Here is an 11459-nt window from a genome sequence, read left to right as displayed (position 1 = left end):
GCCTATATCCCGCGGCCGGGCGGCACGGCCGTCGGATGCGGCGGGCAAGACGTGACCAGACGGGATTCGAGCGGTCGATTCATGAGAGGCGGCCTGCGCTGCGCCACGGGCTTGGCCGGGATGGCCGCCGCAGCGCTGCTCGGCGGCTGCACCACCGAGGCGCCGACCACCTCGGCGCTGCCGAGCATCTACCTGCCGCTCGCCAGCGACACGGCCCATGTCGACGTCGATGCCGCCCGCGACATGATCTCGTCCTATCGCCGCAACCGCGGCGCGGGGCCCCTCACGGTGGATCCCGAATTGCAGCGGCTGGCGGAGGCGGAGGCGGCCGCGATGGCGCTGGCCGACCGGCCGAGCCGGGCTCAGACCGTGAAGGCCGCGGTGGGGCGGCTCGGCTACGCCGACGTGAACGCCAACCTCTCAGCCGGCTACCACACGCTGGCCGAAGCGTTCTCCGGCTGGCGCGAGAGCGCGCCGCACGACGCGACCATGCTGGACCCCCGGGCGACCCGGATGGGGATCGCCACCGCGTACGCGCCGGGCTCGAAGTACAAGGTCTACTGGGCTCTGCTCACGGCCAAGTAGATCCCGATCAGAGCCCGGGCGCCCTCACGGCAGACCCTTCACGTTCGGCACCGGGGGGGCCTCCTTCATCAGCGTCACCGTCACGCGTCGGTTGGCCGCCATGTAGGGATTGTCGGGGAACATCGGTTCGGTGTCGGCCTTGCCGGCGACCGACGCGAACCGGTCGTCCGGCAGGCCGGCGCCGGCCAGGATCTCCCGCACGCTGATCGCGCGCCCCGCCGACAGCTCCCAGGGAGGCGCGGCCGGGCGCTGGCCGGGCCGGTCGGTGGCGGTGAACCCCGTGACGGCGATGCGGTTCGGCAGCTGGCGCAGGGTCGGAGCGAGCTTCTCGAGCAGGCGGCGGGTGCGCTCGTTCGGCCGGGTCGAGCCGTCCGGGAACATCGAGCGCCCGTCTTGGTCGACGATCGACACGTCGAGGCCGTGCTCGGACCGGGCGATCACGACGTTCTTCGACAGCTCGGCGATGTCGGGCATGTCCTGCAGCGCCTGCCGCAGGGAGGCCGCCGCGAGGCCGAAATTGTCCGGCTCGCCTGTGTCGGTCAGGCCGAACTCGCTGCTCTGATCGATCCGCGGCGGCGTGGTCCGGTCGGTGGCCTGATCGGGGGGCACGTCGCGCAGATACTTCACGTGGTCGGCCGCCGGCAGCCCCTCGCTCTCGAGGATGCCGGCGAACCGGGATTCCTTGTTGACCCCGAAGGCGTCGCGCATCGAGCCGGCCACCACCTGCATCTTCTTCTGGTCCTGCGTCGAGTACGCCGCGACCATCACGAAGAAGCTCATCAGGAGGGCCATCAGGTCCGCGAAGGTCACGAACCAGCCGTGGCCGCCATGCGCGCCGCCGCGCTTCTTCTTGGCCATGTCAGGCGGCCGGCTCGAGGAGCGCCTCGCGGTGGTTGTGCGGCAGGTAGGCGACCAGCATCTCGCGCACGAGGGTCGGGCTCTTCTGGTCGCGGATCATCAGGATGCCGTCGATGATCAGAGAGCGCGAGACGTCCTCCTCCTCCAGCTTGACGTGCAGCTTGTCGGCGAGCGGCAGCGTGATCAGGTTGGCAATCACCGCCCCGTACAGGGTGGCGAGCAGGGCGGTCGCCATGGCGGGCCCGAGCTTCGAGGGGTCGGACATGTTGGCGAACATCGCCACCATGCCGAGGATCGTCCCGATCATGCCCCAAGCCGGGGCGCAGTCGCCGTAGGCCCGGTAGACCTTCGAGCCCTCGTCGAGATGCATCAGGAAGTTGTCACGGTCGCGCTCCATCGTGTCGCGGATGAACTCGCGGTCGTAGCCGTCGGCGATGTAGCGGGCACCCTGCGCCAGGAACGGGTCGGAGATCTCCATGTTCTCCAGCGCCATCGGGCCGGACTTGCGGACCACGTCGGCGATCTTGGTGATCTCCTCGATGAGTTCCTGCGGCTTCACCGAGCGCATCATGAAGGCGAAGCGCAGGCCCATCGGAAGGCCGTGCACGATCACCGAGAAGGGGAAGCGGATCATCGTGGCCGCGGTGGCGCCGCCGAACACTACGACCACCGCGTGCTCCGACGCGTAGGCGCCGAAATGACCGCCATCGAGCATGATCAGCCCGACCACGACGCCGAGGCCGGAGAGCAGGCCGAGTGCGGTTGCGAGATCCATGCTGCGGGCGCCCGATGCGAAATCGTAAGGAAGCGGTCCCAGCGGTCGCATGCGGCCGGGTTGCCCACAGCGGTAGGAAATCTTGCTGAACGAACCGTAAAGGCGCCGCTTTTGAACCTGTATGGCGCCGTCATCGCCCGTTCAGGCACGGCCCGGCATAAGCCGTGTCGTGCGAGGGGTTTGGCGGCGGGGACGGCGTTATGCGCCCGACGCGCAGACCTTAAGGGATGGCGTGAGACCCGGATCACACGGGCCGCGCCGGGGGCGTCGGAGCGGTGGCGATGGTTCGTCTGTACGGGCGGGTCCTGGGATTCCTGAAGGCGGAGCGGCGGCTGGCTACCGCTTTGGCTGTCACCAACATCGTGCTCGCGGTCGCGGCCTTCGCCGAGCCGCTGCTGATGGGCCGGATCATCGACCAGCTGACGCATCTCAAGCGCGGCGGCAACGCCATGGGTACCATGCTGCCCCTGCTGGCCGCCTGGGTGGCCTTCGGCTTCTTCACCATCGCGGCGGGCGTGTTCATCGCGCTCCACGCCGACCGGCTCGCCCACCGCAACCGCCTGTCGTCGATGGCGAGCTACTTCGAGCACGTGCTCGACCTGCCGCTCGCCTTCCACTCGGCCAACCATTCGGGCCGGGTGCTGAAGGCGATGCTGGAGGGCACCAACGGCATGGCCTGGCTGTGGCTCGGCTTTTTCCGGGACCACCTCGTCGCCCTGGTCTCGCTGGTCGTGCTCCTGCCGCTGACCCTGTTCATCAACTGGCAGCTCGGCTCCATCCTGGTGGTGCTGGTGCTCGCCTTCACGGCGCTCACCACCTTCGTGATGCGCCGGACCGAGACGCTCCAGGGGCAGGTCGAGGAATTCAATTCCGGCCTCGCCGCCCACGCATCGGACGCGCTGGGCAACGTCGCGGTGATCCAGTCCTTCACCCGCGCCAAGGCCGAGAAGGACGCGATGCGCGGCATCATCACGAACCTGCTCGCCGCGCAGATCCCGGTCCTGTCCTGGTGGGCGCTCGCCAACGTGGCGACCCGGGCCTCGGCGACCATCACCATGACGGCGATCTTCGTCACCGGCATCTGGCTGTACCAGGCGGGCACCACCACGGTGGGCGAGGTCGTGGCCTTCATGAGCCTGGCCACCGCCTTCGTGGCGCGGCTCGACCACGTGGTCGGCTTCGTCAACGGCCTCTTCCAGCAGGCGCCCAAGATCGCCGAGTTCTTCGAGATCTACGACACCGTGCCGGCGGTGGCCGACCGTCCGCAGGCCCGGCAGGTCGCGCGCTTCGCGGGCGAGGTCACCTTCGAGGACGTCGCCTTCTCGTATGATGGCCGGCGCAAGGCGCTGGACGGGGTCTCGTTCTCGGCACGCCCCGGCGAGACCGTGGCGCTCGTGGGCACCACCGGCTCGGGCAAGTCGACGACGCTGGGCCTCCTGCACCGCAGCTTCGACCCGGCTTCCGGCGCGATCCGCATCGACGGCCTGGATGTCCGCGACATCGGCCTCGCCTCCCTGCGCCACAACATCGGCGTGGTGTTCCAGGAGCCGATGCTGTTCGCCCGCTCGATCCGCGAGAACCTCCAGGTCGGCCGTCCCGACGCGACCGATGCCGAGATGCTCGACGCCCTGGAGCGGGCCCAGGCGGGCGCCTTCATGGCGCGCCAGCCCGACGGGCTCGACACGGTGATCGGCGAGCGCGGCCGCTCCCTGTCCGGCGGCGAGCGCCAGCGGCTCTCGATCGCCCGGGCGCTCCTGAAGAACCCGCCGATCCTGATCCTCGACGAGGCGACCTCGGCCCTCGACGCGGCCACCGAGCGCAAGCTCCAGGGCGCCCTGGAGGCCGTGATGGCGGGGCGCACCACCTTCGTGATCGCTCACCGCTTGGCCACGATCCGCAACGCCGACCGCATCCTGGTCTTCCACGAGGGCCGGATCGTCGAGGCGGGCACCTTCGACGCGCTGGTGGCGGAGAACGGCCGCTTCGCCGAACTCGCCCGCGCCCAGTTCATGGCGTCCGAGGCCGACGAGGATGAGGGGCGGCTGGCGCTGGCGGCGTAGGGGCTCGGCCGCAAGTCTCTCGATCCCCGCGCTTTTCCCTCTGCGGCGAGGGGGCCGGGATGGGGGGTGTTTCCGGACGGAGCGCAGCGGTCCCTCCTGCACAACCCCCACCTCCGGCTCCTCCCGCGAGGGGCTGGAGCGCTCGCCCGGTGTCACGGCCTACGAACGCCAGCCTGACCGGGACAGGGGCGCGGTGCATCCGTGACTTCGGTGAGAGAAGCGGCCGCCCGGCTCACATCCACCCGATCCGCGCGAAGAACCCCGCGATCTCCTGCGCCGCCCGGTCGGGATCCTCCCGGTGGGGGAAGTGCCCGACTCCCTGGAACAGTGCGCAGTCGAGATCGGAAAAGGTCTCGCCCAGACGGTCGGTCCAGGCGGAGGGGAAGATCGGGTCGAATTCGGCCCAGCGCACGCAGGTCGGCACGCCGATCGGCGGCAGGGGCGGGGCCTCGCCCTTGAGCATCGCGATCCGGCCGGCATGGGCCGCCCGGTAATGCGCGAAGCCGCCCGCCAGGTTTCCGGGCTTGCGGAAATTGTCCACGAAGGCGTCCAGCACCCCATCGAACGCCTCCGTCCGGTGCGACCAGTGCCGCAGGAAGTGGCCGATATAGGCGGCACAGCTCTCCCGGCTGGCGCCCACCAGCGTCACCGCCAGGTCCATCTGGTTGAAGGACTGGTACCAGATCTCGCTGAGGCGGTCCGGCGCCCCGAGGCGGGGGCCGATTCCGGGATAGACGAAGTCGAACAGGAACAGGCCGGCGCAGCGTTCCGGGTGGGCCCGGGCGAGCGCCTGGATCACCGCCCCGCCGACATCGTGGCCGACGATGCCGGCCCGGGCGATCCCGAGAGCATCGAGCAGGGCCACCATGTCGGCGGCCTGCTCCGGCGGCCCGAAGGCGCCGGCGGGCTTGTCGCTGTCGCCGAAGCCGCGCAGGTCCGGGGCGATCAGGGTGTGGCGGGCGGACAGCCGCGCCATCACGGGCTCCCAGGTGAGCCAGAATTCCGGCCAGCCGTGCAGCAGCAGCAGCGGAGTGCCGGTGCCGCAGCGGGCGACGTGCAATTCCGCGCCGTCGACCTGAATCCTCAGGTGCTCGATCCGGTCCATCGTCCCTCCATCTCGGCGCGCCGCGCCAGCATCCGCGCCTGGAGCCGGCTGCGGCGGGCGGCGATCACCGTGCCGTTGATCTCGCCGCCGAACAGGAACATGGCGGCGAGCCAGTACAGGAACACCAGGAACACCATCGCGGTGGCCAGGCCCCCGTAGGTCGACGCGTAGGCGTTCGAGAAGCGGTCGAGGTAGAACCCGAAGCCGAGGCCTGCGAAGAACCACAGCACCAGCGTAACCCCGATTCCCGGCAGGACCGAGAGGATGGAGCGCCTTCCGGCGGCGACGAACTTGTGGGCGATGACGAGGACAATGCTCAGCAGCAGGGCGGTGACCGCGATGCGCCCGATCGCCACGGTCAGGCTGAGGGGCTCCAGCCCCGGCGCGACCAGAACGACGTTGCGCCAGATCAGCGGCCCCAGCACGACGAGCAGCGCGAAGGCCAGCATGGCGAAGGCCCCGCACACGACGTAGCCGATCGATTCGAGCCGCGTCAGCCACCAGGGACGGCTCTCGCGCAGGCCGTAGGCCCGGTTCAGGCCGACCCGCAGGCTCTCGACGCCCGAGGAGGAGAAGTACAGGGCGAGCAGCGCGCCGAGCGTCAGCACGCCGCTGCGCTGCTCGGTGAGCACGCGATGCACCTCGCCGACGATCGGCTTGGCGATCTCCCGGGGCCAGGCATCGAAGATCAGGATCCCGGCCTCGTCGGCGAGCGACTGCGTGCCGAACAGGCCGGCGACCGCCGCCAGCAGGATCAGGAACGGGAACAGCGACGTCAGGGTCGAGAGCGCGATGTGGCTGGCGATCGCCCAGCCGTCATGGGCGACGAAGCGCTGCGCGGCGAGGCCTGCGACCTGTAATCCGCTGCGGAGAGGTTTCACGGGTGTCCAACGATCCTCGTGGCGGGCGGGCCCGCCGATGAACGGTGCCCGGGCCGGCCCGTCAACGCCGCCGGCGCCGTCCGGTCCCGTTCGCGGCCCGGTGAAGCGCCCCGGCCACGCCGGGCGCGTTCGGTCGGCCCGTGCGGTTCGGCGGCCCGAATCATCGTTGCCACTCGCGCGGCGGCATGCTCCGTCCGCCCGGCCATGCCCCATCCCGAACGACCCTCGACGCTCGCGGCCAGCGCCCTCCCAGCTTTGTTCGTCCCGATCTGGGCGACGGGCTTCATTTCCGCGCGCGCCGTGGTGCCGCACGCCGACCCGCTGGCTTTCACGGCTTTCCGGTTCACCGGCGTCGCCCTGGTGCTGGCCGTGATCGCGACGGCGGCGCGGGTGCGCTGGCCGGGCAACCGGGCGGGCTGGCGCGATCCCGTGGTCGCCGGATTCCTGATGCAGGGCGTCTACCTGTCGGGTGTCTTCTGGGCGGTGAGCCGCGGGCTGCCGGCCGGGATCGCGGCCCTCGTCGGCAGCCTCCAGCCGCTGCTGACCGCGCTCCTGGCGCGGCCGCTGTTGGGCGAGCGTGTCAGCGCCAGGCGGGCGCTCGGCATCCTGCTGGGCTTTATCGGCGCGGGCCTCGTGCTCGCCCCGAAGCTCGGCGCCACCGACCCGTCCGGGATCCCGCCGGGCGCGCTGGCGGTCAGCCTCGTGGCGGTCCTGGCCCTGACGCTGGGCACGCTCTGGCAGAAGCGCACCGGCGGCCGGGGCGACCTCCTCGCCAACACAACGCTGCAGTTCGTGGGTGGCATGGCCTGCGCCATCCCGCTGGCGCTGGCCTTCGGCAGCCCGGAATTCGATCCGGCCCCGGCCCTGTGGCTCGGGCTCGCCTGGGCGATCCTGGTCAATTCGGTGGCCGGGATCCTGCTGCTGCTGGCGCTGATCCGGCGCGGTGCGGTAGCGGGCGTCGCCGCCCTGTTCTTCCTGGTGCCGCCGGTCGCGGCCGGCCTGGGCTTCCTGCTGTTCGGCGAGGTGCTCACCCTCGTGCAGGGCGCCGGGATGGCGGTGGCGGCGCTCGGGGTCGCGGTGGCGAGCCGAGGCTGAGCCGCCCGCCGGACGGGTGGGACCTGCGACCGCGCTGGCCGGCAACCCTGGGCCGCGTCGCGACTTGATGCGCGCGGGCCCGTCATGGCCCGGGCCGCCACCGAGGGAGGCAACCATGCTGCAGGACAAGCCCCGCGAGATCCGGCTCGCGCTGGACGCGATCCCCCCCGGCGGCATGGCCGAGGGGAAGGCGGGCGAGGACGCAGTGCTGTTCGTGCGCGATGCCGGCGGGGTGCGCGCCTTCCAGGCCAAGTGCCCGCATCTCGGGGCGCCCCTCGCCAAGGGCGAGATCTGCGGGCAACGGATCTACTGCCCGTGGCACAAGGCGGCGTTCTCGGTCGCCGACGGCACCCTGGAGGAGCCGCCCGCGCTCGAATCGCTCACCCGCTATCCGGTGCGGATCGAGGGCGGCGAGGCGGTGGCGACGCTCGCGCCCGAGCCCGTCGGGCCCAAGCAGGCCCAGACGCCGATCGCGCACGTGCTGATCGTCGGTACGGGTGCTGCGGCCGCGGCCTGCATCACGACGCTCCGCCGCGAAGGCTTCTCCGGCGCGATCACGATGGTCGGGCGCGAGGCGCACCCGCCCTACGACCGGACCAAACTCTCCAAGCAGTTCCTGGCCAAGCCCACCCCGGCGGAGAAGACCCTGCTGGAGCCCGATTTCTCCGCCGCCCACCGGGTCGACCGAATCGAGGCCACGGTGACCCGGATCGAGCCGGCCGCGCGCAGGGTCACGCTGGCGGACGGGCGTACCCTCGAGGCCGATGCGCTGCTGATCGCCACCGGCAGCCAGGCTGCCGTGCCGGATTTTCCGGGGCGCGAACTCCACGGCGTGATGACGCTGCGCAGCCTCGACGACGCTCTGCGCCTCAGCGCGGCGGCGGAGGTGGGCCGGCGCGTCGTGGTGATCGGCGCGGGCTTCATCGGCCTGGAGGCCGCCGCCTTCCTGACCAAGCGCGGCCTGTCCGTCACGGTGCTGTCGCGGGAGGCCGTGCCCTTCGCCAAGCGCTTCGGCGAGGCCGTAGGCGCGGCGCTGAAGCGCTACCATGCGGGCAACGGCGTCGCGTTCGTGACCGGGAGCGTAGCCCGGATCGCCGGCAGCGGGCGCGTGCAGGCGGTGGAGACCGAGGACGGACAGAGGCTGCCGGCCGATATCGTGCTGATCGGTGCCGGCGCCCTGCCGGAGACCGGCGTGATCGCCGGGGCGGAGCCGGACGAGAGCGGCGGCATCCCGGTCGGCCCCGACCTGAGGTTGGCGGACAGGGTCTGGATCGCCGGCGACATCGCGGCCTTCCCGGAGCGCGGCAGCGGGCTCACCGCTCGGATCGAGCATTGGCGGCTGGCGCAGCAGCATGGGATGTACGTCGCCCGGGCGATCCTCGGCGCCAGCGGCGGGTTCGCCGACGCGCCGTTCTTCTGGAGCAACCAGGGCGACAAGCGCCTCGATTACGGCGGCTACGCGCCCGGCTTCGACCGGATCATCCTGCAGGGAGACCCGGAGGCCCTGGACTTCATCGCCTTCTACGTCCGCGCGGACCGCGTCACTGCGGCCTGCAGCATCGGCCGCAACCGGGCCTTCACGGCGTTCCTGCACCTCCTCGGCGAGGGTCGCCTGCCGACCCCCGAGGCGATCGAGCGCGGTGCGGATCTTCATGCCCTGGTGTAGGGGAACCACGGCGGCCGACGGCGTCTTTCGCTTGACGATGCCCAGGCGCCGAAGAGCCGGGCTGGAAAAGCCGGACCCTGGGAGGCCGCATGAACCAGATCCTCGTCGTCGCGCTCATCTGCGCCGCCTCCGTCCAGGCTCCGGACTGCTCGCGCGACACGGCGATCGACGTGGTCACGGGCCCGGCCCACACGCTTCAGGAGTGTCTGATCCAGGGCCCGGTGCTCGCGGCCAATTCCGGCTTCAAGGGCGAGGACGGCGCCTATGTGAAGACGCGCTGCGAGCAGAAGCACTGAGCCGCGCCCGGCCGCCAAGGTCTCGCCGGGCCGCACTCTTCAACACCGGGCCGGACTTCACGTCGGCGAAGGGTGAACCCGGCCGCAAGCACTGAGGGCGCGGCATCGCATTCAACTTGAGTTCAAGACGGGCCAAACGAAATCTGCTTCGGCCCCGGCCTCGGGCGGGTTAGAAGACGAGAATCCAATAAGACGCCACGCGAGCAAAAAATCATGTCCGCATCCCCCGCCATTCAGTCACAGCCACAGGACCTCGTTACCCTGGCCAAGGCCGCCGGCGAGAGCGCCAAGGCGCTCGTGGCGGAAGCCACGCGGCGTGTCCGGACCCGCATCCTCGGCACCGACGGTCGGATCGATGCGGGCAAGCTTGAGGCGCAGCAACACGCCGCTCACGGGCTGGCGTGGCTCGCGACCTACGCGGAGGCGGTCGCCGAACTCGGCGGCTACGCCGAGCGCCTGCAGGCGGAAGGCCGGTTCGGGGAGACCGAGGCGCTCCTCGTCAGGATCGGCGCGGGCGAGTACCTCGATCAGCTCTTCTCGGGCATCCCGATGAGCCAGGGCGAGATGGTCCGCCCGACCGGGTCGCTCGGCCTCTCGGCCAAGGAGGTGGCGCAGTACCGCACGGAGGCGGTCGAGACGCTGATCGCCGAGGGCAACACCCCGGACAACCGCGCTGCCTTGGTCGCCCTGATGCGCGACGGCAGCGGCGCGGCCACGGTGGGCGCCTCGGGCCTCGACGAGGACATGGAGGCGATCCGCTCCGAGATGCGCCGCTTCGGCAAGGCCGAGGTGGTCGACAAGGCCCACGCCTGGCACCTGCAGAACGCCTACATCCCCATGGAGGTCGTCACCAAGATGGCCGAGCTCGGCGTGTTCGGCCTCACCATCCCGGAGGAATACGGTGGCATGGGCATGCCGAAGACGGCGATGTGCGTCGTCTCGGAGGAGCTGTCCCGGGCCTATATCGGCGTTGGCTCGCTCGGCACCCGCTCGGAGATCGCCGCGGAGCTGATCCTGTGCGGCGGCACCGAGGAGCAGAAGCAGCGCTTCCTGCCGAAGATCGCGAGCGGCGACATCCTGCCCACCGCCGTCTTCACCGAGCCGAACACCGGCTCCGACCTCGCGAGCCTGCGCACCCGGGCCGTGCAGGAGGGCGACGTCTGGAAGATCACCGGCAACAAGACCTGGATCACCCATCCGGTCCGCGCCGACATCATGACCGTGCTGGTGCGCACCAAGCCCGAGGAGAAGGGTCATCGCGGCCTCTCCATGCTGATCGCCGAGAAGCCGCGCGGCACGGATGCCGACCCGTTCCCGGTCCAGGGCCTGTCCGGCGGCGAAATCGAGGTGCTCGGCTACCGTGGCATGAAGGAATACGAGCTGGCCTTCGAAGGGTTCGAGGTGCCGGCCGGCAACCTGCTGGGTGAGGTCGAGGGCAAGGGCTTCGCCCAGCTCATGCAGACCTTCGAGTCGGCCCGGATCCAGACCGCGGCCCGGGCCATCGGTGTCGCCCAGTCGGCCCTCGACGTCGGTCTGCGCTACGCCGAGGAGCGGGTCCAGTTCGGCAAGGCGCTCGTCAACTTCCCCCGGGTCGCCGACAAGCTCGCCATGATGGCGGTGGAGATCAACATCGCCCGCCAGCTCACCTACTTCTCGGCCCGCGAGAAGGATGCCGGCAAGCGCTGCGACCTGGAAGCCGGGATGGCCAAGCTGCTCGGCGCCCGCGTGGCCTGGGCGGCCGCCGACAACGCGCTCCAGATCCACGGCGGCAACGGCTTCGCGCTGGAATATCCGGTCAGCCGGATCCTGTGCGACGCCCGCATCCTGTCGATCTTCGAGGGCGCGGCGGAGATCCAGGCTCAGGTGATCGCCCGGCGCCTGCTCGAAGCCGCCTGAGCGGGCCGATCCGGAAAGAACCGTCGGGCGGACCGTGCCGCCCGACGACCGGTCTCACTTGGTGATCTTCACCGAGACGGGATCGCTCGACGGGAACGTCTCCTCGAGGGCCTCGTCCAGGCGCTCGTCCATCTTTTCCTGCTCGTTCTCGGGATTCCGCTTGTCGTCCGGCTTGGCGCTGCCCTGCCGGAGCCCGGGTTTGGTCGCGCTCTGACGCTTCTGATCCTCGGCCATGGTTCTCC

At 70.7% G+C, this 11459-nt stretch carries 11 protein-coding genes; 6 read left to right on the top strand and 5 right to left on the bottom strand.

Features of this window, described 5'->3' with window-relative positions:
* The first annotated feature begins 81 nt into the window (after positions 1 to 81).
* The gene (locus tag Q8W67_RS10410; protein WP_305544810.1) at positions 82 to 585 is read left to right on the top strand and encodes a CAP domain-containing protein; all 504 of its coding nucleotides are present in this window, start codon (positions 82 to 84) and stop codon (positions 583 to 585) included.
* A gap of 24 nt (positions 586 to 609) precedes the next feature.
* Here the strand turns inward: Q8W67_RS10410 and Q8W67_RS10405 are convergent, their stop codons facing one another.
* Both Q8W67_RS10405 and Q8W67_RS10400 read right to left on the bottom strand, forming a co-directional pair.
* Positions 610 to 1443, bottom strand: a complete 834-nt coding sequence (locus tag Q8W67_RS10405; RefSeq protein ID WP_305544807.1) for a flagellar motor protein MotB — start codon at positions 1441 to 1443, stop codon at positions 610 to 612.
* Between the two features lies 1 nt (position 1444).
* Entirely contained in the window at positions 1445 to 2218 is a 774-nt protein-coding gene (locus tag Q8W67_RS10400) for a motility protein A (RefSeq protein WP_305544804.1), read from the bottom strand.
* A 275-nt stretch (positions 2219 to 2493) separates the two neighbouring features.
* Here Q8W67_RS10400 and Q8W67_RS10395 point away from each other — a divergent pair, with 275 nt between their 5' ends.
* The gene (locus tag Q8W67_RS10395; RefSeq protein WP_305544801.1) at positions 2494 to 4278 is read left to right on the top strand and encodes a glucan ABC transporter ATP-binding protein/ permease; all 1785 of its coding nucleotides are present in this window, start codon (positions 2494 to 2496) and stop codon (positions 4276 to 4278) included.
* 232 nt (positions 4279 to 4510) lie between these two features.
* Here Q8W67_RS10395 and Q8W67_RS10390 read toward each other — a convergent pair whose 3' ends face one another.
* Together Q8W67_RS10390 and Q8W67_RS10385 are read right to left on the bottom strand one after the other, a co-directional pair.
* Positions 4511 to 5383: an alpha/beta fold hydrolase gene (locus tag Q8W67_RS10390; protein ID WP_305544798.1), complete on the bottom strand. Its 873-nt coding sequence runs from the start codon at positions 5381 to 5383 to the stop codon at positions 4511 to 4513.
* Positions 5362 to 6264 carry a YihY/virulence factor BrkB family protein gene (locus tag Q8W67_RS10385; RefSeq protein WP_305544795.1) on the bottom strand — a complete coding sequence of 301 codons (903 nt, stop codon included), beginning with the start codon at positions 6262 to 6264 and terminating at the stop codon, positions 5362 to 5364. The genes Q8W67_RS10390 and Q8W67_RS10385 overlap by 22 nt, the downstream gene beginning before the upstream one ends.
* Positions 6265 to 6468: 204 nt before the next feature.
* Between Q8W67_RS10385 and Q8W67_RS10380 the strand changes: the two genes are divergently transcribed.
* From Q8W67_RS10380 to Q8W67_RS10365, 4 genes are all read left to right on the top strand, one after another.
* The gene (locus Q8W67_RS10380; RefSeq protein ID WP_305544792.1) at positions 6469 to 7359 is read left to right on the top strand and encodes a DMT family transporter; all 891 of its coding nucleotides are present in this window, start codon (positions 6469 to 6471) and stop codon (positions 7357 to 7359) included.
* Between the two features lie 115 nt (positions 7360 to 7474).
* The gene (locus tag Q8W67_RS10375; RefSeq protein WP_305544789.1) at positions 7475 to 9025 is read left to right on the top strand and encodes an FAD-dependent oxidoreductase; all 1551 of its coding nucleotides are present in this window, start codon (positions 7475 to 7477) and stop codon (positions 9023 to 9025) included.
* An 89-nt stretch (positions 9026 to 9114) separates the two neighbouring features.
* The gene (locus tag Q8W67_RS10370; RefSeq protein ID WP_305544786.1) at positions 9115 to 9321 is read left to right on the top strand and encodes a hypothetical protein; all 207 of its coding nucleotides are present in this window, start codon (positions 9115 to 9117) and stop codon (positions 9319 to 9321) included.
* Between the two features lie 213 nt (positions 9322 to 9534).
* Positions 9535 to 11217, top strand: a complete 1683-nt coding sequence (locus Q8W67_RS10365; RefSeq protein WP_305544783.1) for an acyl-CoA dehydrogenase family protein — start codon at positions 9535 to 9537, stop codon at positions 11215 to 11217.
* A 54-nt stretch (positions 11218 to 11271) separates the two neighbouring features.
* Here the strand turns inward: Q8W67_RS10365 and Q8W67_RS10360 are convergent, their stop codons facing one another.
* The gene (locus Q8W67_RS10360; RefSeq protein WP_305544780.1) at positions 11272 to 11451 is read right to left on the bottom strand and encodes a hypothetical protein; all 180 of its coding nucleotides are present in this window, start codon (positions 11449 to 11451) and stop codon (positions 11272 to 11274) included.
* Between the last annotated feature and the right edge of the window lie 8 nt (positions 11452 to 11459).

The sequence above is a fragment of the Methylobacterium sp. NEAU K genome (assembly GCF_030700285.1).
GTDB lineage: Bacteria > Pseudomonadota > Alphaproteobacteria > Rhizobiales > Beijerinckiaceae > Methylobacterium.
This window is presented reverse-complemented; position numbering and strand designations above follow the sequence as displayed.